Annotated in this window: 31 protein-coding genes; 17 read left to right on the top strand and 14 right to left on the bottom strand. The window is 57.2% G+C overall.

Features of this window, described 5'->3' with window-relative positions; all coding sequences use genetic code 11:
* Nucleotide 1: 1 nt before the first annotated feature.
* The 5 genes from APH41_RS14355 (at nt 2) to APH41_RS14335 (ending at nt 5639) form a co-directional block, all read left to right on the top strand.
* Nucleotides 2-868, top strand: a complete 867-nt coding sequence (locus APH41_RS14355; RefSeq protein WP_256220328.1) for a DMT family transporter — start codon at nt 2-4, stop codon at nt 866-868.
* A gap of 1 nt (nt 869) precedes the next feature.
* Nucleotides 870-2672, top strand: coding sequence for a B12-binding domain-containing radical SAM protein (locus APH41_RS14350; protein ID WP_054919685.1), 1803 nt, complete (start codon nt 870-872; stop codon nt 2670-2672).
* A 1014-nt stretch (nt 2673-3686) separates the two neighbouring features.
* Nucleotides 3687-4556 carry a TIGR04255 family protein gene (locus tag APH41_RS14345; protein WP_054919683.1) on the top strand — a complete coding sequence of 290 codons (870 nt, stop codon included), beginning with the start codon at nt 3687-3689 and terminating at the stop codon, nt 4554-4556.
* 11 nt (nt 4557-4567) lie between these two features.
* The gene (locus APH41_RS14340; protein WP_054919679.1) at nt 4568-5074 is read left to right on the top strand and encodes a hypothetical protein; all 507 of its coding nucleotides are present in this window, start codon (nt 4568-4570) and stop codon (nt 5072-5074) included.
* A 160-nt stretch (nt 5075-5234) separates the two neighbouring features.
* Nucleotides 5235-5639 carry a hypothetical protein gene (locus APH41_RS14335; RefSeq protein ID WP_156359056.1) on the top strand — a complete coding sequence of 135 codons (405 nt, stop codon included), beginning with the start codon at nt 5235-5237 and terminating at the stop codon, nt 5637-5639.
* Here the strand turns inward: APH41_RS14335 and xerC are convergent.
* The 14 genes from xerC to APH41_RS14270 form a co-directional block, all read right to left on the bottom strand.
* Complete coding sequence (xerC, locus tag APH41_RS14330; RefSeq protein WP_054919674.1) at nt 5636-6784, bottom strand: tyrosine recombinase XerC; 1149 nt, start codon at nt 6782-6784, stop codon at nt 5636-5638. The two genes, APH41_RS14335 and xerC, sit on opposite strands and share 4 nt — an antisense overlap.
* Nucleotides 6781-6987, bottom strand: a complete 207-nt coding sequence (locus tag APH41_RS14325; RefSeq protein ID WP_054919671.1) for a hypothetical protein — start codon at nt 6985-6987, stop codon at nt 6781-6783. Before APH41_RS14325 ends, xerC begins: the two co-directional genes overlap by 4 nt.
* Nucleotides 6988-7184: 197 nt before the next feature.
* Complete coding sequence (locus tag APH41_RS14320; RefSeq protein ID WP_054919669.1) at nt 7185-8009, bottom strand: hypothetical protein; 825 nt, start codon at nt 8007-8009, stop codon at nt 7185-7187.
* Nucleotides 7999-8886: a hypothetical protein gene (locus tag APH41_RS29395; protein ID WP_256220327.1), complete on the bottom strand. Its 888-nt coding sequence runs from the start codon at nt 8884-8886 to the stop codon at nt 7999-8001. Before APH41_RS29395 ends, APH41_RS14320 begins: the two co-directional genes overlap by 11 nt.
* Nucleotides 8883-9257 carry a hypothetical protein gene (locus APH41_RS14310; protein WP_054919667.1) on the bottom strand — a complete coding sequence of 125 codons (375 nt, stop codon included), beginning with the start codon at nt 9255-9257 and terminating at the stop codon, nt 8883-8885. Before APH41_RS14310 ends, APH41_RS29395 begins: the two co-directional genes overlap by 4 nt.
* Nucleotides 9254-9520, bottom strand: a complete 267-nt coding sequence (locus tag APH41_RS14305; RefSeq protein ID WP_054919664.1) for a helix-turn-helix transcriptional regulator — start codon at nt 9518-9520, stop codon at nt 9254-9256. Before APH41_RS14305 ends, APH41_RS14310 begins: the two co-directional genes overlap by 4 nt.
* Before the next feature lie 2 nt (nt 9521-9522).
* Nucleotides 9523-9765, bottom strand: a complete 243-nt coding sequence (locus APH41_RS14300) for a hypothetical protein (protein WP_054919662.1) — start codon at nt 9763-9765, stop codon at nt 9523-9525.
* Complete coding sequence (locus APH41_RS14295; protein WP_256220326.1) at nt 9762-10313, bottom strand: HNH endonuclease signature motif containing protein; 552 nt, start codon at nt 10311-10313, stop codon at nt 9762-9764. Before APH41_RS14295 ends, APH41_RS14300 begins: the two co-directional genes overlap by 4 nt.
* A complete protein-coding gene (locus tag APH41_RS29060; protein WP_177333568.1) occupies nt 10306-10473 on the bottom strand; it encodes a hypothetical protein in 168 nt (55 codons plus the stop codon). The genes APH41_RS14295 and APH41_RS29060 overlap by 8 nt, the downstream gene beginning before the upstream one ends.
* Complete coding sequence (locus APH41_RS14290; RefSeq protein WP_054919657.1) at nt 10470-10754, bottom strand: hypothetical protein; 285 nt, start codon at nt 10752-10754, stop codon at nt 10470-10472. Before APH41_RS14290 ends, APH41_RS29060 begins: the two co-directional genes overlap by 4 nt.
* Nucleotides 10751-11503 carry a hypothetical protein gene (locus APH41_RS14285; protein ID WP_054919654.1) on the bottom strand — a complete coding sequence of 251 codons (753 nt, stop codon included), beginning with the start codon at nt 11501-11503 and terminating at the stop codon, nt 10751-10753. The genes APH41_RS14290 and APH41_RS14285 overlap by 4 nt, the downstream gene beginning before the upstream one ends.
* Nucleotides 11500-11952, bottom strand: coding sequence for a hypothetical protein (locus APH41_RS14280; RefSeq protein ID WP_054919650.1), 453 nt, complete (start codon nt 11950-11952; stop codon nt 11500-11502). The genes APH41_RS14285 and APH41_RS14280 overlap by 4 nt, the downstream gene beginning before the upstream one ends.
* 118 nt (nt 11953-12070) lie before the next feature.
* Nucleotides 12071-12391 (bottom strand): response regulator transcription factor, encoded by a 321-nt coding sequence (locus APH41_RS14275; protein ID WP_082430450.1) that lies wholly within the window; start codon nt 12389-12391, stop codon nt 12071-12073.
* Nucleotides 12392-12525: 134 nt separating this feature from the next.
* The gene (locus tag APH41_RS14270) at nt 12526-13257 is read right to left on the bottom strand and encodes a LexA family transcriptional regulator (RefSeq protein ID WP_054919648.1); all 732 of its coding nucleotides are present in this window, start codon (nt 13255-13257) and stop codon (nt 12526-12528) included.
* Nucleotides 13258-13363: 106 nt separating this feature from the next.
* Here APH41_RS14270 and APH41_RS14265 point away from each other — a divergent pair, with 106 nt between their 5' ends.
* From APH41_RS14265 to APH41_RS14215, 12 genes are all read left to right on the top strand, one after another.
* On the top strand, nt 13364-13660 hold the full coding sequence (locus APH41_RS14265; protein ID WP_054919645.1) for a Cro/CI family transcriptional regulator: 297 nt from the start codon (nt 13364-13366) through the stop codon (nt 13658-13660).
* Nucleotides 13657-13851: a Cro/CI family transcriptional regulator gene (locus APH41_RS28160; protein ID WP_082430449.1), complete on the top strand. Its 195-nt coding sequence runs from the start codon at nt 13657-13659 to the stop codon at nt 13849-13851. The genes APH41_RS14265 and APH41_RS28160 overlap by 4 nt, the downstream gene beginning before the upstream one ends.
* Nucleotides 13852-14125: 274 nt before the next feature.
* Nucleotides 14126-14464, top strand: coding sequence for a hypothetical protein (locus APH41_RS14260; protein WP_054919643.1), 339 nt, complete (start codon nt 14126-14128; stop codon nt 14462-14464).
* The gene (locus APH41_RS14255; protein WP_156359055.1) at nt 14461-14799 is read left to right on the top strand and encodes a hypothetical protein; all 339 of its coding nucleotides are present in this window, start codon (nt 14461-14463) and stop codon (nt 14797-14799) included. The genes APH41_RS14260 and APH41_RS14255 overlap by 4 nt, the downstream gene beginning before the upstream one ends.
* A complete protein-coding gene (locus tag APH41_RS29390) occupies nt 14796-15275 on the top strand; it encodes a Cro/CI family transcriptional regulator (protein ID WP_054919638.1) in 480 nt (159 codons plus the stop codon). The genes APH41_RS14255 and APH41_RS29390 overlap by 4 nt, the downstream gene beginning before the upstream one ends.
* The gene (locus APH41_RS29185) at nt 15272-16018 is read left to right on the top strand and encodes a Rha family transcriptional regulator (RefSeq protein WP_082430448.1); all 747 of its coding nucleotides are present in this window, start codon (nt 15272-15274) and stop codon (nt 16016-16018) included. Before APH41_RS29390 ends, APH41_RS29185 begins: the two co-directional genes overlap by 4 nt.
* On the top strand, nt 16015-16320 hold the full coding sequence (locus APH41_RS14240) for a hypothetical protein (RefSeq protein ID WP_054919635.1): 306 nt from the start codon (nt 16015-16017) through the stop codon (nt 16318-16320). The genes APH41_RS29185 and APH41_RS14240 overlap by 4 nt, the downstream gene beginning before the upstream one ends.
* Nucleotides 16317-16913 (top strand): hypothetical protein, encoded by a 597-nt coding sequence (locus APH41_RS14235; RefSeq protein WP_054919632.1) that lies wholly within the window; start codon nt 16317-16319, stop codon nt 16911-16913. The genes APH41_RS14240 and APH41_RS14235 overlap by 4 nt, the downstream gene beginning before the upstream one ends.
* The gene (locus APH41_RS14230) at nt 16910-17146 is read left to right on the top strand and encodes a hypothetical protein (protein ID WP_054919630.1); all 237 of its coding nucleotides are present in this window, start codon (nt 16910-16912) and stop codon (nt 17144-17146) included. The genes APH41_RS14235 and APH41_RS14230 overlap by 4 nt, the downstream gene beginning before the upstream one ends.
* The gene (locus APH41_RS14225) at nt 17143-17880 is read left to right on the top strand and encodes a helix-turn-helix domain-containing protein (RefSeq protein WP_054919627.1); all 738 of its coding nucleotides are present in this window, start codon (nt 17143-17145) and stop codon (nt 17878-17880) included. The genes APH41_RS14230 and APH41_RS14225 overlap by 4 nt, the downstream gene beginning before the upstream one ends.
* On the top strand, nt 17864-18694 hold the full coding sequence (locus APH41_RS14220; protein ID WP_054919624.1) for an ATP-binding protein: 831 nt from the start codon (nt 17864-17866) through the stop codon (nt 18692-18694). The genes APH41_RS14225 and APH41_RS14220 overlap by 17 nt, the downstream gene beginning before the upstream one ends.
* Entirely contained in the window at nt 18691-20073 is a 1383-nt protein-coding gene (locus APH41_RS14215) for a DnaB-like helicase C-terminal domain-containing protein (RefSeq protein ID WP_054919622.1), read from the top strand. Before APH41_RS14220 ends, APH41_RS14215 begins: the two co-directional genes overlap by 4 nt.
* Nucleotides 20074-20190: the final 117 nt, after the last annotated feature.

Below are 20190 nucleotides of genomic sequence, written 5' to 3'. Positions count from 1 at the left end.
CGTGATCGCGGTGTTCCTGTGGTCATGCCTGGCGTTGCTGACCAGCCTCACCGAAGGCATTCCACCCTTCCAACTGCTGACCCTGAGTTTTGCCGTCGCGTTTGTAGCGAGCCTGTGCATCCTTGGCCGCAACGGCATGGCGGGGTTTCGCAGCTGGCGTCAGCCCTGGTCGGTATGGGCGGTCGGTTTTCTAGGGATATTCGCCTACCACGCGCTGTATTTTTTCGCCCTCAAGGCTGCCCCGGTTGCCGAGGCGAGCCTGATTGCCTACCTGTGGCCACTGTTGATTGTGCTGCTCTCGGCCTTCAGCGCGGGGGAACGGCTGCGCAAACGCCAGTTACTCGGCGCGCTGCTGGGGTTGGCCGGTACGGCGTTCATCATGCAACAGCGCGCCTCGGATGAAGCCGCCGCCATGCCGGTAGCCGGCTACCTGGCCGCCTTCGCCTGCGCGCTGGTCTGGTCGTCCTATTCGGTGATCAACCGCCGTTTCAGTGACGTGCCAAGCAGCATCATTGGTGGCATCTGTGGCCTCGTCGCAGTGGCCGGCCTGGTCTGCCATCTGGCGTTTGAAACCGCGGTCATTCCAAGCGCCGGGCAATGGGCGGCCATCGTCGGCCTTGGCCTGGGGCCGGTGGGCCTGGCGTTTTTCGCCTGGGACCACGCCACCAAGCACGGCAGCCTGGCGATGCTCGGCGCTCTCTCCTATCTGGCCCCCCTGATCTCGACCCTGCTGCTGGTGGCCATAGGGCAAAGCCATGCCAGCCCGATCCTGATTATTCCCACACTGCTGATTATCGTCGGCGCTGTTATCGCCACCTCGAAAACAGGCCAGCCCAACGCCGACATCACTGTTGTAAAGGAGCTTTGAGATGGACCTGATTGCCTCTGAAGGCGCCACAAGAATTGAACGCGACCTGCCACGATTCAGCGTGGCGCCCACTCGTCCTGCGCTCCAGCATCTGGGACTACCGTCATTGAAGTCCAGCCGCAGCGGCATTCGCCGCCGCGCAAATGGCGAAGCGCCACGTGTGTTGCTGTTCGTGCCGCCTTACACGCGGCTGATTGAGCCGGTACCGCTGGGCAGCGCATTTGCCGACATCGGCATCGACACGTTCGAAGTAATGAAACGCGCCGGCACGCCCATTGGCCTGTTGCGCATCGCCACGGTGGCCAAGCGCGCCGGCTACGACGTGCAGATCGTCGACGCGCCATTCGCCGGCTGGTCCCAGGAAAACACTCTGGTGAACGTCGATCAGGGCCATTTGGTCCGCTATGGCCTCACCGATGTGCAAATGCGCAAGATCATCGAAGATGCACAACCGGACATCGTCGGCATCCAGTGCAAGTACACCGTGCAATGGGGCAACGCCCGGGCGCTGGCCGACCTGGTGAAATCCATCGATCCAAATTTGCTGCTGGTGACGGGCGGTGCCCATTCCAGCGGTGACTGGCAGAATGCCTTGCTGGACTCGCCTTTCGATTTCACCCTGATCAACGAAGCGGATCGCGCCTTCACGCTGCTGCTCGACGCGGTCACCCATGAAGGCGGCAATGTCGACGCGGTGCCGGGCATTGCCTATCGCAGCTACAGTGGCCAACTAGTTCGACCGACTCGCAAATCCAGCTACTTGAGCATTGTCCCGGCCCGGCAGGATCTGGATGAGCGGCTGGCCGTCATGCCGTTGCCGGATTTCAGTTTCCTGAACATGAACAACTACTTGCAGCCCTATCATTCCTCCGGTGCGCGGGTGCGCAAGACCGGCGCCTGGGCGCAGATCTTTTCCACCATAGGCTGCAACGTCAATTGCAACTTCTGCTATATCCCCAAAATCAACGGCCCCTGGCGGGCATTGGGGCTGGACTGGTTCGACCTGCATCTGGCGGATTTGGTCAAACAAGGCGTGACCGAAGTGTTGATCGAAGACGATCACTTGATGCATGACCCGCTGTACGCTATGGAGGTCGGCAAGCTGTTGAAGAAACACCATTTGCCGTGGGTCGAGGAAGGTGGGCTGAGCCTGTTCAATCTGGTGCTGCTGCACAAGGGCGAGCGATTTCTGGCGGAACTTGATGAGCAGGAACTCAAAAGCCCGCACTACCGCAACGTCATCGCTGCCATTCGCGGCGGTCTCACGGCGAAGACGTTTATCCGTTCAATCGCCGACAACGGTTGCTACAACATTTACCTTGCGGTGGAGAGCGCCAACGAAGAGAGCCTGGTGAACTCCAACAAGTCGCGTTTCAACGCGATTCAGCAGGCAACCTTTGAGATCATCCAGATGTTTACCGAGTGCGGAATTCAGGTGACGGGCGGCTTCATGCTCGGCTTCGTCAACCCGCCGGCCTCGGCGGCCGAACAGCCGTTCATCGAAAGCCTGGGGCAAATCGGTAATACCATTGACTATGCCGTCGGCCTTATGGGCGCAGGCATGGCCTACGCCAACCCGTTTATCGTGACCCCGATTCCGGGCACCGAGATGTGGGCATACCAACAGCAGTATGTGGTCCGTCACTACGACAATGGCTGGTCTCACGAAAAAGCCACCATGGCCACCGAGCAATGGAGTGCCGAGGACATCGAAAAAGCCCGTATGGAATTGCTGGTACGCGCCAATGGTGCTGATCGGGTGCGGGAAATGGTGCGGCGCGGAACGTGGCCAGTGGATGTCTGATTTTTTACGCAGCCCTACTCGTTCAATGACTTCGAGCGAGTAGCCAAACAACCTCACACGTCAATTGAGCCATTTACACCATCAGCCTGCTTCTGACCGGTTTTTGACCTTCATCTATAGGTTGAATTTTCCTAAGCGAAGAGTGAGCAAATGCGCGGTCAGTAGCCAGTAATAGCGCGTCGATTCAGCGTGCTGGTTCACGTGACGGTTTAGAAACCATGCGAGATGCTTTCGCTGCCAGGTCCATGGATTATCTTTGTGCAAGCGATTAGAGATCTCCGCTTGAATGGTCTTTGCTTGGCGTAGGTGACGTTCGCGAATGGCATGCTAGCCGGTGAGAAGATCCGCCAGGAACAGCTCCATGTCGAATGTTTTGCTCGTGCTCGATCATCGTTATAAGCCGATACCACGTCGAGACGACCATGCCCCAGTTCGTCGCTGATTTGTGTGCAGGCCTGCTGATGAAGGATGGGCGGGCAGGGCGGACGATTGCCCGGGAAAATCGAGGTGGTTTTCGGCTGGTATCCATAAGATTTGGCGGAATCCGACGGAACGCCAAAACGAAAAAACCCGCCAGAAGGCGGGTTTTTCGGGGGTTCCAGAGATTTTGAAAGCCTTCTCTGGAACCTTGTATGGTGCCGGCACCAGGAGTCGAACCCGGGACCTACTGATTACAAGTCATACCCTCTAGCCAGTAACGATCTGGGATGCATAGATTATTTTGTACGCGAAGCCTGAGCTGCACTGCACGTTTCGCTTGGCGCTCCTGATTCAATGTACGCGCCGATGACGTGCTTTTTCATTGTGAAATGAGGCGCGCTTGTGGATAACTGCACGAAATTCGCGCTTATCTACGGTCATTCTGCTCCGGTTTTCGGATTTAGACGGAAGAATGCGTTGTGGTACTATCGCTCGCCGCAGCGCTAGGGTGAAAGGTGCAGCCTAATCATGCACATGCCTTTTACAGCTGCTATATATAGTGCTAAAGCTCTTTACAAGATCCTTTGAGGTTCCATGGCAGCCAACATCAAGCCGCACGGCGGAAAGCACGCGATCAGTAACGTCTTGTTTCTGTTCGAGTTTTCTGCGCCATTGCCTCCGCATGCTTTCGCCAGCTTGCTCGAGGGAACACATCTCCACGACCAATTGGTGGAGAAGCTACCTCGGGTGTCTAAACAGCAGCAGATGATGTTGAACATTCCTCAAGGCCAAGGAATTGAACAGTTTATCGGAACACCATTCTCTCACCCCTTTGCTGGAGCCTTTGGACCTGCTGGGCCCATCTCAGGGATTGCTTTCGACAGGGTTAAGCCAAACGGCGAGCCTGCGCTTTCAGTCAATATTCAGACGAATGCATTAATCATCGTTTGCGGCGAATATGTGCGGTGGGCTGAATTGTGGGCAGAGGTCGAGAAATATCTTTCAATCCTTACCCCCTGGCTGGGAGAAATTGAATTTTCTGCACTGTCTTTGCAGTATACGGACGCCTTCAAGGTGACCTTTCCCAGAGGTGAGGCGCAGCCCCTCACAGAGCTTTTCAGCCCGGGGAACAAGTTCTTGCCGCCTACCTTCACATCACTGACAGATGCTTTTCATTCTCATCATGGATTTTTCACCCGGCCTGAATTCGGCCTTGGTGGCAAACTGCTGACCAACGTGAACGTGAATGTTACTGAAACCGCCTCCGTGTTCGACGTTCAGATTACGACCATCCACAAGTATCAGCTCTTTGAAATGTTCAACCCGGTCGTTGGTGGTTTGTTGAACGATCAGATGAATGATGTATTCCAATTCCTGCATGACCAGAATAAATTGGTGGTGGGGGATATGCTGACGGATGAGGTTAAAGCTATGATCTCATTCAACACAGTCCATCCCAACTAAGGAGAGTTGCTATGGCCGTTTCTATGGAAACACAGTCCACGTTAGTGGATCAGCCTCCGCCGTATGTGGTGCAGGTCACCACGACCAAAAACGCGCCGAAGACTCTGATTCCTCAAGGGTTCACAGGGTTTTTCGTTCAGCTACCTCCCACTCACGCTAATAGCAGGGATGTGGGTATGAGCAGGCTTTATGCAAAGCTACATTCTTATCTAAAGGCGGGTCACGATTGGGATGGATACGGCGGAGAGCCGGCCACCTACGCCTCGTGGAGCAATGCCATTGAGTTTCTGCACGTCCTTCCAATTAGATTTGAAGCGCCTATCCCCATGCTAGCTGGTGACGGAGAGATTTCCCTATTCTGGAAGGAAGCCGACAGCTACATCGAGATATCCTTCCCTGGGGACGGGACGTTCCATTACATCTACAACGCCGCCGGCCTGAGATTCGCGAGTGCTGATTTGGCACTTAACGAAGCGGTCCTTCATTCCGGTTTCTTGGCCCATCTGGGTTTGGTCTGACTTAGATATGTCGTGTAGGGCATTATTCGAAGGACTACCGAGTGGGAGAGGCGAGGTATCTAACCGCGCCAAGCTGATCGACGCTAGCTATCCAGACGCGTACTGCGAGTGCGAATCCGTTAGCAAGTTTTCTCCCTGCGCAGTAGGCGACGGGGAGCATTTGCACAGATTCGTTTTCTCACCGCTGCATTTGCACGACGGCGAAGTGCTTCCGGCGTTGTTCTCTGACGCGAAAGATAAAGGTTTGTCTTGCGAAAGAGCTGATACGCCAGCGATCGATCCCCAAAGTCATGAGCGTGGTCGCCAGCAAGCAGAGGCCTACAACCAGGCTAAGCCAGACGACAAGCCCGAAAGAACTTATCTCGGAGCGGTTACAGCGACCTGCATGGTGCTTCGGAGTCTGATGATGGATGACAAAAGGCTTTTGGCGGTTTACGACACTGCACTCGAGGACAACGTGGTTCATGTCGACGTTTTCGAGGTTGCCGGACGCTCTAACGCGGAAAGGAAGCAGGCTCGCAAGGACCTCGCAGACGCATTCACAAAGATCCCAGCAGACGGTTAGTCTCCGGATGGATCTACCAATGGCAAGCTGAAATCGTAAACATCCATCATCGCTTCATCCTTGTGCCCAGACGCCTGTTGCTTGTCTGCCCGGGTGCCCACCGTATCGGTGATGCCCTTCCGTTTGAAGTCGTGCATCCCGAAACGCTGCTCCTCGGTGAGGATGCCTTTCTCGATCGCCTGCACCACCAGCCGCTGGAAGGCCGTATCAAGCCCTGACTTCGACAGCTGCCGGCCGGTGGAGGCGATGATCAGAAAGCGCTGGTCTGCACGGATCGGCACCGGCACTCGCTTGCGCAGCCACGTCTCCGACCTGACGGTTTTGGCCGCATCCCAGGCGGCGCGTAGTCGAGGCGTCCAGCGTACGATGTTGTCCCGGCTGCCCTTTCGGCGGTTGGTGAGCACGCCTTCTTCCAGTTCGTTCTCGTCGGTGAGGGTGATCGTCTCGATCCCGCGCAGGCGACACAGGTAACCGATTTCCATCACGTACCACAGGTATGGCGAGCAGGCGCCAGGCTGGCCGCTCTTGAGCTGGCCTTGCTGCTGCGCGAACTTGATCAAGTTGACCATGACCGTGTCGTCGGGTAGCCGACGCTGCTTACGCTCTTTCGGAGACTCGATGCCTTTGGCCGGGTTGTCCTTCACGAATCCACGGTTTCGGCCCCACTGCATCACGCGGCGCAGATAGCGAAGGGCATGCGCTGCTTTCGAGGGTTTACCATCCTGGGCTATCTTGTCGATGATCCGCTGGATTAGCGCTGGGGTGAATTTTAGCACGGCCAACTCGCCCAGCGGCTTGCCCAGCTTGGTTGGGAATGCCAGCAGCACGTCGCGGGAATAGACGTAGTCGTCGTGTGTTTTCTCGCTGAGGACCTTGTACTGTTCGCTTTTGTGGAATTCTTCACAGAGGTACTGCAGGCTGTCGCGGTCCACGCCGTTGCGCTCCTCAATGAGGCGATGCAGCTCCGAGAGCGTCACGTTGCCCGCGCACAGGTTCTGCCGCTGGCGCCTGCCGGCCTCATTGAAATACAGGATGTACCAGCACCCCGCCCCGCGGTGGTCGAAATACACCGAGCGTGGCAGGGCCGCCTGGTCAATGTGCCCAGGTATGTTCGGGTTGTGCTGGCGCTTCCTTCCTCGCTTCATACAATGTCCGCGTCATACTTTTCTTGATCGATTGGCTTGAGTCCGCCCGCCTGGTTGACCAGGTCGACGGTTGTCCAAGGCCCCTTTCTGCCGAGGAATATCCTGATGCCCTCACCCCGTAGTGCCCTCTCGACATCGGCACGCCGGGTGTAGCCAGTAATTCTCTGCAACTCCTCAAATTCAAGAACTCTTGCCGCGCTCATGTGTGCCCGCCTTCGTGTCTCGACACGACTTTGTCTGTCGCAACCAATGCCGCGACCTGACTGATGAGTAGGTGCTTAGCCATGCCATGCCCCCAAAAGAAAGGAACCGCACATGCAACAGGCGACCATGACCCTTGGCCAGCCTTGGCAGCACAGGGCCGCTACAAGGCAGGCCCCGAAGAACAATGCAAACTGAATCATTGGCATGCCTCCAGCTGAAAGTTCGCGTTACCCGGCGCTGCTACGGCATGGCCCCCCACCAGGTTCTCCGCGATCGCAATCAGCTTGTCTTGGTCTATTCCGTCCGCAGTGCGAGCGTAGGCAAGGACGCTCAATGCTTCCGCCTGGCTCACAGGGGGGATGACGGCCAGCAGGCCCTCGACGAACCACTCGCGCGCGATCGCCTCATGCATACCGTCGCCGCGATCGCCGACTGCGTTCCGGAGTTTGTACAAATGATCCCAGTAGCCAAGCTCATGCAGGCAATCCGCAAGCGTGTGGGGCATCAGGTGACCATATCGGCGGAAACGTTTTTCCACCTCTGCCTTGTCGTTGTCGATGTAGCTCTTGAATCCCTTGCAGCGCTTGAGCGCTTTTTCGCAAAAAGCTTCAGCCGGGGTGTTTTCCCAAATAGTCTCCCCATCGAAACGCGCTGCGGTCTCGCCACGTCGCCTGTGTTCCTCAACAGAACGCTCAGCGAGACTTTCAAGTTCGGTGAACCCGATGGATGCGAACGTGGCGAAGGGGTTGCCCGGGTTTGCCTGGCGCAGAATTTGTGTGTAGCGCTTCTCAACGTCTGATAGCGGCGTTTTGATTTTCTTCGCGGCAGAGAGAGCCGTGGCGATTGGCCCGGCCTGTCCAGTTTTGATTACCTCCCGCAGCCAGAGCACCGCGTCGACTTCGCTGTCACCTGTGATAGATCGTTGCGGTGGCAAGGACTGAACCACTGGCGTAGTTTCTGCACTGACACGAACAGGAGGCAGAGTGAATAAGGCCCGGTGGGCCACGTTGTCAGTGAGCATCTGCGGAGCCCTCGGTGGTCGGTGTGGGTGCCAGGGCGCGTAGCTGATTTACCATCGCCCAGTCCGGGTGTCTGTAATTGCTTAGCCAGCACGGGGTTTTAACTAGTTTGCCGTCGACGGTCAGCCGCACGGTCGTGCCGTAATTCGGCTGATTCGGGTAGGCATCGTCGTACTGATGGAGTAGAGCCGCCATCTGACGCTTCCATACTTCTGGCATTGCCTCCATCAGCACACGCGGCAGCGTCAGCCAGCTGGCGTAGGACAGCCCAAAGTAAGCAGCCAGGTCAGTGCGATAGTCGTAATCTTCAGTTTCAGTGGCTTCTACCGCTACGCATTGGGCACCCGCCAGGTTCGTCTTGCGATAGCACTCAGCCGGAAATCCATGCTCACGGCAGGCGCAGGCCTCTCCGCATTCATCCTCGCGCCGCTCGATCTGCAACAGACGGTGCTTCACTGCGATGTCCTGGATGTCTCCGCCTTCGAAGCTGCCGCCGTCGAAGCTGCAGTTGATCATTTCAACGGCGAACGCTCTAAGCTGATTGCGCTCACGCTCCAGCGTGTGAAGCGTCATGCGCGCACCCATTACCTCCTTTGCGCTTTCGCAAGCTTTTTCAATCTCGGCCTGAGCCAGGGTCTGTAACCGCTCGTTTTCAGCCACGAGGACAGCGATGTTTGCTGGCGAGGCTTCCTCGATGAAAGCCCTGAAGCCTTCAGGACAGCTGACGTTATCCCCGTGAGCGCTGATGACATCACCATCTGTTCCGTGCCGGCCGTTGTTTTCACTTGTCAGGCGTAACGTGGAGTTGCTGGTCCACCAGGCCCAATCGACGTTTTCGACGGCTTCAGCCAGCAGTTTCAAAATGTTCGTCTTGGTCATCGGGCACCACCGTCATGCTGCGTTTTGGGATCTGTTACCGAGGACTGAGGCATGCCGCGGCTACGCTGGTTGTTCCGTTTTTTGAGGCAAGCCTTGCACCGCTCCCAACTGCCCATGCCAAGCATCTGAGCTTTGTCGTGCGTTACTGCCTCAGCACCGCACGCTGCCAGCCAGAACCGATGGCGCCCATGCTTGCCGATGGCGTCGGATGCCACCTCGACGAAGTAGTGAGCACGCATGCCGTGAAACGGAGCTTTACCCCAGCCTTCTTTGAGGCCCAGCGCATCGTCACTGATCTGGATGCCACGGCGTTTCAGCTCCTCGAAGTCGCCGGCCTGCTGCAGCGCAATCACCTCTATCATGTCGGTCATGGGCTCAGGCCTTCGTGTCGCGACACGTCTTCGGTATCCGTGGATGGTGTCGCGACCTTCAGGTACAGGCCACCGCGTTCGATGCAAAACACTTCCTCCAGACGCACGACCGCCTTCAGCCTGGGCTGGCAAGTCCCTGCTTCATATCGGCAAATCATGGCCGCAGTCGTCCCAACATTTTCAGCAAGGTCTCGCTGGGTGGTGCCCGCCCGCGCCCGAAGTAGTGCCAGCTTTTCGCCGTCGAAAATCGGTTTGCTGCTCATGGTCAACTCCTGTTCACCGGCGGCAGGGCTGGTTTCGACTCAATAAAGCTGCTGGCGCTGTTCTCGCCGCCAATGTGGCGGAAGTACTCGATCTCTACCTTTGCGCTTTCGATCAGCACGCGACTAATGTCGGAGACGGACTGGGCTCGCGATACTTCCTTGGCCAGGTTCTCGTCAGTGGCTTCGCGTACCGCTTCAAGCTGTGCAAAGAGGTGGTCGCGCAGGTCGCTCAGTTTGTTTTTCATGACTTTCTCCGCTTAATCTCTTTTTTGATTTCGTTCTGCAGGTGCAGGATGTCGACCACCTCTTCAGGGAGGTGTCGATAGTTCGGGCAGCATCGAACTACGTGTTCGCTGAAAGTTCGCAAACACAAATTCTTCAGGTCGGCGTTTTTTAGGTTTCCATCCTTGGCCACCACCATCAGTCCTTCAGGTACTGGCCCGTTTGCTTGCTCCCATACATGGATGTGCAGAGCCACCCAAACATTAGGGCTTGCAATTTTTAAGAGGGTCCTGTCTCCACTGTTTCGAGTTGACCCGATTGGCTTTTCCCAAAGCTCCTTTCCGAAGCGCTCCACGCCGATCTTCATGCTCGCCTGACCGACCTCCCGCAAATACTTCTGACTTTTGCTCACGCCAAGAGCGTGCGCTCGAGTGATGATCGAGCTGTAAGTCCGGCCAGGCAGTTGCTGCCCAAGGGTTGCTGGCGAGCTATCCGCGTAGAGGCTGCGGAGCGTGGCGTCTTCCGCCTCAGTCCAGCGCACGCGCTTCCTCCCGCCACGGTTCTTACGCACGACCATGACCTTGCTGAAAGTGGTCAGCCAGTACCCGGCGGGCGTCGATACCGCACGAAGCCGACATTGCGTAGATCTGCCCGAACGTGGTTTCCCGGCGCTGTAGGGCATTGAACAGCTCGATCAGGCGCTGGCCCTTGGTACCGTTGCGGCGGCTCATAGTTGGAACCCCTTTTTCTGTGGGAGCGGGGTGGTGCCCAATTGCTCGTTTTCGCACATCGAAGCTGCCAGAGAGGCCCGCGCCTCTTGGCTTTCGTCGGCGGCGCGGCTGGTGGGCGCCCGGGGTTGGAGCGAACTGTCCGGCAGGCAACTGATGCCGGTGCCGGCGATGATCCAGCAGGTGACGCCGCGCACGCTGTCGTGCTGCACGTCGATCACCTGCTCACCGGCCGAGGCCTGGCCAGCGATCAGCAGCAGGATCGTGGTGATGATGGTTTTCATGGTCGGGCCTCCCCGGCGATCATCGCAAGCTGGGCTAGCAGGTCATCGGTTCGCCCATAGAAGCGGCCGGTGTCCTCGTTGATGAACTGGCCCAGCACCTCGGCCACCGCAGGGCTGGCGGTCAAGCCTTGCAGGTCGACCTGGGCGGCAATCTTCTTGATGGTCCGCGCATCACTCGCCGGGTCGTGCACAAAGGCGTCGGTTTTTATCTGCAGCACCTTCACCGGGCGGATGCCTTTTTCCTGGCTGATCCAGTTGCTGTCGGGATAGCTCCAGGGAAGCATATGCATGCACCAGGCGGTGGCCGATCCTTCCTTCTGCGTGCTAGACCAGTAGGTGTGCGTGCACGCGAATGCATTGGGCGCATCTTTTATCGGGCCGAGACTGTCGCGACCCCAGTCCTCAAGCTGAAGCAGGTTGGAGCGCAACAAGTTCAGCTCCTCAATAGATGGGATGTGCCAGCCCCAGGAGCCGCGCACGTTCATCCCCAGCACCTTGCGGGCGATAGCGCTGCCTTCTTCGGCCATGGCCTTGGTGTTGGCCATGCCGTCGTACCGGCTTTGGGTGCCGCGGATTCGAGGCTTGGGGCCTTCTTGGTCCCACCAGTGAGAGGCGGTTTCGTACTCGCGGCCAGCGTCGATGAGTGCAAACTCGGCGCCATCGAAGTAGATCCGCCCGGCGTAGAAGCCGCCCGCGAATGGTTGGCCGATAGCGGGCAGGGCAGAGGGGGATATTTGGCGGCGCTTCATGGGTGTGCATCCGCGCCGACGGCAAATGCTTTCATTACGCGATCGAGCTCGTTGTCGAGGTCGTCTTTCACCAGCAGGTTGCCGTAGATGTCTCGCACCTTGATCGGTAGCGCCAGATTGAATGCGACGTCGCGCAGGAATTCGTAGCGCCGAACAATTGCAGCCATTTTCACGCGATCGTCGATATGCATCGATTCTGTCGTCGCGCTAAATTCAACGGCCGCTTGGTTACCACCAACTGGATCGGCGAGTTTAATCATGGCGAAGATGCCGTACATGCCGACGGACAGAGCGATGAACAAAAAAGCAAACATCGCATTTTCGCCGCACGAAGGGCTGACCACGTCCGGCGCCGTCATCATGAGTACTGCGCTGATTACGGCAGCAGAAACTGCGCCGATGGTCACATTCCGGAGCAGCCTCCAGAGGTTGAATTTTTTACGTTCCATGTCCAGCTCCTGCAGTTGATTTGGATATCTCTGGTTCGGGTGATCGGTCACCCGATCGTCTTTTTCAGGCCGAGCGAATCCCGGCCGCGGTGTTGGCTTTCGCTAAAACAGGTTTTGGTTAGGCGATAAAAGTGCCCTGGAACTGCTCGCTCTCATTTTGTTGCTGCGGCCCAGGGTTGGGCGAGATGGCGAAATCAGTCTGTATCAGGCCGAGCGAGAAGGCTTTAGCAACGAGTGCAGCGCGTCGCGTTACGCCAAGCTTGGTTGTCAGTGCCAAGAGGCGCTTGTCGACTGTGTCTGGAGAAACGCCAAGATCTCGAGCGGCTTCTTTTGAAGTCTGACCTGACGCCACCGCCATTAAGCACTGCAATTCGCGCGGAGCGGCGCCCCGGCCAAGGAAGCCAGTAAAGCCTGCAAAATTGATGGTGGTGGTGTTCATGTCAGTGGCTCCATGCGGGTAGCGATGGAGTAAATATACTAGCGGTTATAATTCACAGTCAATACTGATGGTTATTTATTTTGTGTGAGCGAAAAAAAGCCCGCTCATTGGCGGGCAGCGTGTTGCTTGAGGCCTCAGAGGCGGTACATCGCTCTGACCACTACGCCTACTATTTTGCAGTTCCCATTTATAGCCACCATTGGATATGCGGGGTTAAGCGGTTTCAAAAACTTTCGCCCGGAATCCTCGACAAGCTTTTTGAAAGTAGCTTCATTGCTTTCCGTGAGTTTTGCGACTACCAGCTTTCCTGACTGAGCGTCGGCCTCAGTGTCGACTAGGATCAGCATCCCCTCAGGAATGCTCAATCCTGACGGCGATGTCATAGAGTCTCCTTTAACCTGGAGCCAGAATGCTGGACCGTGCGCCCGATAGTCCGTCAGCTCGTAGCGATCACCAAAGCCTGGTGGGAAAGGTTCAACAGCCTCCGCCCAATTACCTGCAGCGACCCAGCTTATCACTGGATATTTATATGACATTGCTGGCTGAGCAGTGAGGCTTATGTTGGGGGTATCCCTCGATGCCATTTCTCCAATCTGAGCAGCTTTGACGGTCTCTTCAATCTGATCTGCAAGCCTCGGGCTGAAAGCCCTGACCGGTACCTCAAGCATCTGAGAGAAAACTGCGGCGACCCTGGTGTTAAGCGGGTTCTGTCCGTTCAAGTAATGGCTGACAGCCGCTTGGGAGATATTCAAGGCGTCAGCCATCGCTGATTGGGTGACGCCTCGGCTGCGACTGCTAGACCGATAGATGTTCTTCAGTCGCTCGCATTCAGCTGCCAGTTCTGGGCTAAGAGTTCTTTTCTTCATGGGCTCAGGTTAAAACCATAAGTATTGAAAATCAAAAACCATCAGTGTGGACATTTTTAATACTCATGGTTATTCTTTGTGTCATAAGCCATTTTCAGGTGAGCGTATGACGCCTATCCAGCTTCACGAATTTGTTGATCAGCACGGCCAGGACGAAGCCGCAAAGGTTTTGGGGTCTAGCCAGGCCGCGATTAGTAAGGCCATAAAGTCTGGTCGCTTAATTCTCGTTTCCGAAGACCAACCCGGTCGCTTTAGCGGCTTTGAACTCAAGGGGTTCCCCTCTGGTGGCGACCGAGAAAAACCACGCCTCGACCTTGAAGAAATTTTGGGTCAGATCGCCAAAGTAAGCCAGTCCACTGGTGGTGCTGTGAATCCATCCAGTACCCAGCAGGCGACTCAATGACTCCCGTATCAAGCGGCATTCCACTTGAAGATTTTATTCAGCACAAAGGCAGGAAACAGGCGGCGATAAATCTTGGTTGCACAGGGCCCGCTCTATCAAAAGCTATCGCGTCAGGCAGGACCATTTTTGTGGATCTGGCGGCAGATGGATCGGCATCGGCAAAAGAAATCAGCAAGTTTCCTGGACGCTAACGAGGTGTGTTCCTCGGATGCGCCGGACTGGCCGGACTTTGGCTAGATACCTGAAGTATTCTATGTGAGCTGGATATAACCCCAGTAGAAGGAAATCAAGAATGAAACACGCAGACGCACCAGAGCAACAAACCACAGGCCCGCCCTGATAGTGCGTCTGCTTCAAATTCTGACTTTCTGAATCCCAGAAAGCAGAAAACCCGCCTGGCAGCGAGTTCTCAATCGGCACTTGTTGACGCAAGCGCTTAGGTACTTCTTCGTTCTGGAGAACGATATGTCACACCCAAAAAATACCACTTGTTCACTTGTGGCGCAAGACTCCCTCACAACTGAGGTCGGTTTTTGCGAAACCCCTATTGAAGTTAAAGGGGAGTACATGCTCCAGGTTGTCGCGGGCATCGGCTCGAGAGACGCCATCCAGCAGGCGCGCACACTCGCATCTGGTCTCGGCCAGATCTGCCAGCACATGCACGACAGCCTGAATTACGGCGAGATGGTTTATTGCGATGGCATGGCCACCTTGAAGTTTGTGGCCGATAGCGTCAGCGCGCTTCTCTGGTCCGTCCAGCGCGGTCTTCCCTCCGAGATCGAAAGCTCAGGAGGTGACCAGTGAAGCCTCCAATGTGGAACCAGTTGCTGGTCGACGTTGAACGCGAGTTCCCATCTACCTTCGCGAAAGGGGCAAAGCTCACGCCTGCCCAGGTCGAACGGCTGCAGTGCGTAGAGAACACCAACGACAACTTCCAGCTCAGCACACTGAGCGGAGTTGCCGCTATCGGTGAGCTCATCGCGCATGCAGCAAATCGCGGCGACTTGTCTGATGAAGTCGCCATGAATGCCGGCTGGCTTATCAATTCGCTGGCGCTCCTGTCCATGTCCATGGCCGAGGCCGGCGCTGCTGCCGCATACAAGCTGCAGAACATCCCCCACCAGGGAGCCACCAAATGAACGGGCCACTACCAACCATGCAAGAGGCTTCGCAAGAAGCGGAGTTTCAGCTGTGCGCAGCCAAAGATGTGCTCGAGTGGCAGCACGCACTGATCAAGGCCATGCACCTGGATCACCTGCACGACAGCGGAAAAGGGATTGGCGCCTTGTTTGAGGTGGCGAAGTACTTCAGCGACACCGGCTTCGGCGGAGTTTATAGCGCCATCGACCAGTTCAAGGTTCTCGGCGAATCCGCGCCACAAAACGCAGAGATGCCAAATCGTGGCGCGCACGGAATAGGTACCGGCGTACCGCTGGCTGAGTTTTCGAAGGGTCGACAAATGGATGCCGCTGGCCAGCTAGGCATCACTCAGCAAGCGCTGAATACTGCCATCAAGTTAAAGAGGCAGATCCAGGTTCTGGAAATGCCAGATGGAAGCGTTACCGCTGTCGAGACAAAGGTTTTCCCTGCGCCAGGTCGGAGGACTCGCCAATGACCATCGTCATCATCAAAGACGGCGATGCCGTCACGTCAACGACGGCGATTGCTGCGGGCACGGAGAACGAGCACGCCAGCGTGATCGCCCTGGTCCGGAAGTACCAGGGCGATCTGGGCGAGTTCGGGAGGGTCCGATTCGAGGTAGAACCCTTTGAAACTGCCGGTGGAATGCAAACGCGGGAGATTGCGCTGCTTACAGAACCCCAATCAACGCTATTGCTGACCTACATGCGCAATACGGACATCGTTCGAGCATTCAAGAAGAAACTGGTGCGCGAGTTCTGGGATCTGGTCCAGCAGCGCAACCAACGCGGCCCGGCGCTGCCGGCGGACTATATCGGCGCCCTGGAACACCTGCTGGCATCGAAACGCTCCGAGCAGTTAGCAATCGAGCAGCGTGACTACGCCATTGAAACCAAGGCTGAGATCGGTTCGCGCCGTGAAGCGACAGCGATGGCCACAGCTTCGGCGGCTGTTCGCCAGGCCAACCAATTGAAGGAAGAGCTCGGACGCGGGCTGCGGCAGGCCACGGTCGCCGCCGTGGAGAAGGTCTGCAAGCGCAAGTTCGGCAAGCAGGGTTTCCGCCCGCTGAAGAACTGGTGCGCTGAGAACGGAGTGCAAGCCCCGAAAGTCCACGATCCGCGTTATGGCTGGGTTCGCTCCTGGCCCGCAGCTGCCTGGGCAGACGTTTACCAAATTGATCTGGCCGTCCTGTTTGGCGCCGACGGAGAACAAGCATGAAAATTTCCCACGAACAACTCATGGCACAGATCGCCGAGTCGGCGGTTGAGTATCAACTGGCCGAGACCAAGCGCAACTCGCTGCGTCGCGAATTGAACAGCATGTACCGCGTGTACTTCGATGCCTACGGGCGGCCCTTCGCCGACAGCAACAAGCGCGTGAACCCCCACGATAAAGAGTTCGAAGGAGTAATTGCTTTCACGGATGTGGCTTACACGCGGTGGAAAACTCAGCGTGACCTCACGACCAAGCTGAAGCGCAAGATGCGCATGCTCGTCGAACGCCTGGAGCGTGCGCTATGAGCAAAGTCTTGAATTTTCCAACACCGGCACCCGTTGAGATCATCAATGAGGCCCACTTCGAAAAGTTTGAAGACGCGGCACTCATGCTCATGTCCTTCGAAAAGCTGGCAGACGCAGTCGATTTTGTATCTGAGGGCGGCGAGATCCATGAGCGAGACGACACCCATATTGGACTGATGGAGGCGTGCATGGCGCTCGCGGTGATGTTTCGCCGTAGAACCGGGCATGACGTACAGACGGTATCTGCTGACCACCTGGACCATCAAAGGAAATGCTTGATGGATGGCGTTGAAGTCAAGTCCCTGCCTATTCCCGTTCGACCTCCAGCGCTCAGCCCGCTACCAACCGCAGCATTCACAGCCCTTTCGACTGCAGATCTGGCTCAGGTCGGATTCAACTACGTCAATCGATCGCATGAGCACATCAAGGGTAACTGCCCGAAACTCATTGAGCTGGATCTCGCCCGCGCACACTCGCTTGACGCCATGGGGGCGCTTGTTGTCCTGATCGAGAGGCTGTCGGGCGGCGTGGCTTCGATTGCCTGCGGCGAGACGCCAATTGCCAATGCTCCAGGCTCGGAGACGCTGCAATGACCACTCCCATGGAATCAACTACCGGAATCCCGGTAGTTACGACTGCCACTGCCGAAGTGGTCGCCGGCCCCTGGCCCTGCTATTCCAACTGCCGCCATCTGCCCGAGCGTGACCGCTGGGAGGTCTACGGCATGGCCAAGGCTGCCCGCGGCGCCCTGGAGGACCGTGGCGTCGTCATGATCGAGACCTATGACGCGTTCATTGCCCGGGTAACGCGGGAGTTGGACATATGAGTATGGATCTGATGGTTAAGGCCATGAAAACCAAGGTCGGAAACCCGCTGCGCAAGCTGGTGCTGGTCAAGCTGGCCGACAACGCCAGCGATCAAGGCGAATGCTGGCCTTCCTATCAGCACATTGCCGATCAGTGCGAGATTGGCCGCTCGACGGTGAAGCTGCATATTCGAGAACTGGAAAAAGCTGGCTTTCTTCGCCGGGAGTACCGTCGAAAGGGCGAGTTGAATCAGTCGAACGTTTTCCATTTGTCGCTTGATGGTGGGGCAGCTCCTGCCCCAGTGGGTGGGGCACCAGATAACCCACCTGGGGCAGGAGATAACCCAGGGGGTGGGGCAGGAGCTGCCCCCAGAACCAGTCACTCTTCTGAACCAGTCAAGGAACCTAAAACCTTGTGTGCATCGGAAGTGGAATCGGCTGAAGCCTTCGAGTTGTTCTGGAAGCTGTACCCGAACAAGAAATCGAAGAAGGACGCACGCAAGGCCTGGGACAAGCTCAAGCCTGACGCTGATCTACGCCTCACACTGATGACCGCTCTTGGCAATCACCGCCTTTCTCGCGACTGGACCAAGGATGACGGCCAGTACGTGCCTATGGCGTCGACCTGGCTCAACGGCGAACGCTGGACGGACGTGCTTAAGCCAGCAACAGCCGCCGGAGGCCAGGCGTTCAACAACCTGCCCAACCACACCCCGGATATGTACCAAGGAGGCGGCAATGGCCCAGCGTTCTAATTTCCGTCGCCAGCCTGAAATGCGTACGTTCGAGGGTGGCTGTCCGCAGCACCCTGAAGTGGAAACCCGAAGTGAAGTCGAACAGTTCGATGGATCAATGCAGACCCGCCCATGCAAGCAGTGCCAGTTCCACGGGCTGCGTATAGCCGAGGTGGGCAGTGAAGAGCATACGCAAGCATTGGCCAACCTCGCCGCCGAACGTCTGAACAGCGCGCTTGTGGGGTCGGGTATCACGCCACGGTTTGCCGAGTGTGCTTTCTCGACATACCGCGCAACGACCCCGGAGATGGCCGCGGCGCTGGAGAAGTGCCAGGGATATGCCAATGAGTTTGCTCAGCACTTCAAGGCCGGCCGCAATCTGCTGATGACCGGCAATATCGGCACCGGCAAGACGCACCTGGCCTGCAGCATCGTTCGTCGGGTCATCGAGATGAAGGCCATTGCGGTGATCACCACCGCCGCGGAGATAATCCGGGTATTCAAACGCTCTATGGCGCGCGACTCTGGTTACACCGAAGGCGACGTGATCGACGAACTGTCGAGTTTCGACCTGCTGGTGATTGATGAGGTAGGCGCCCAGGCCGGCACCGCGTATGAGCTTGGGGTGCTGCATGAGGTGATCGATAAGCGATACCAGCTCTTAAAACCCACGGTGCTGGTATCGAATCTACCGGCAAAACCCACCACCGACGTGGACGGCAAACCCCTGCCGAGCCTGGAGCAGTACATCGGCGCCCGCGCACTGGATCGACTCCGCGAAAACGGCGCGTTGCTGGCCGGCTTCACCTGGGGTTCGGCACGGGGGCGAGCATGATCGACACGCGCGAATTATTCAGTCTGGAAGCAGAGCAGGGCGTGATTGGTGCGCTCTTGCTGGATAAATCACTGGTGGATGACATTTTCGGCTCGCTCACTGTCGCGGACTTCTATTTCGACGATAACGCAGCTCTTTTCGAGGAGGCGCAGACCTGTCACCAGGCTGGAATGCCGATCGACGTAGTCACCGTTAGTTTCAGCCGGAGCTTTCTGCCAAGCGGACAAACCACTCTGGGCTACGCAGGTGAAATTGCCCGCGGCGTGCCTTCGGTGGCGAACTGGAAGACCTACGCGAGGGTGATAAAGGAGCGCGCAGTGCTTCGCCAGTTGGTTGCGGTCGCGCGCGAGATCGAGCAGGGAGCAAGCGCAAGCAAGCCCTTCCCCGAAATCATCGCGAGCGCGCAGCAGGCCATGGCTGACGTGCGCGATCTCGAAGGCGATGAGCCAAAATATCGCCGTCTCGATGAGTGGATGGGTGACGCTGCCAACACCGTCAACAACAAGCACCTCGGCTTGATACCGGACTGGCCTTCCTTTGGTCTGGTTGATCTCGACGAACTGGCGGATGGGATACGACCGAAAAAAATCACCATCATTGGCGGGCTGCCCGGTAGCGGGAAAACTACCCTGGCGCTCCAGGCTGCTCAGCACAACGCGATCAAAAGGAATGACCCCTGGCTGGTGTTCTCGCTGGAAATGCCTGGCGAAGAACTGGGGCTTCGCGCAATAGCCTCGCTCGGTGGTATTGAGCTGCAGCGGCTCTCCAAGCCAGCCAGCAACCGCGGAATGCGAGACGAAGACTGGAATGCGATGGTCGGTGCGGTAGCTCAAGCGAATGGCGCGCCGCTATTCGTGGTTGAAGACCCAGTGCAAACCCCGTCGAGTATTCGAGCTGAGGCACGCCGATGCCAGCGCGAGCACGGCCTGGGCGGGATCGTCGTCGACTATTTGCAGTTGGTCAAAGCTGAAACGAAAGGTCGGACGCGGAGTGAAGAGGTCGGCGCCATCAGCAAGGCTTTTCTGCGAATTTCCAAGGAGCTCGATATCCCGGTGGTGCTGCTATCCCAGCTCAACAGGGAATCCACGAAACGCACAGGCAAGAAGCCTCAGTCGAGTGACCTTCGAGACTCGGGGGAAGTGGAAGCTGACGCCAGCTGCATCATTCTGGTTCACCGGGACATGGACACCGAGGAGGGGCAGAACGGCTTGACTGAGATGCTCATGACCAAGTGCAGGCACGCCCGGGTAGGCAGTTGCATTGTGCAGCAGCAGGGCCAATACGGACGTTTCGTTAACTTTGCGGGCCGTGAGCCCACCCAGGAAGAGGTGGAGATCAATCGCCCCTTCTCTGAGCAGTACAGGGGGAGGAAGAAATGATGATCGCCACCGGAGTGTTAGACCGCATCGCAGGAAGCGCTAATGCCGAGCAGACAGGCGTTAGATTCCAATTTCCGCGTTTTCAGCTACAGCCCACGGCTTGCGAGGCCTGCGCCC

It is taken from the genome of Pseudomonas sp. NBRC 111138 (assembly GCF_001320835.1).
GTDB classification, from domain to species: Bacteria; Pseudomonadota; Gammaproteobacteria; order Pseudomonadales; family Pseudomonadaceae; genus Aquipseudomonas; species Aquipseudomonas paracarnis.
The sequence above is the reverse complement of the archived record's forward strand: the minus strand, read 5'-3'. Positions and strand labels throughout refer to the sequence as shown.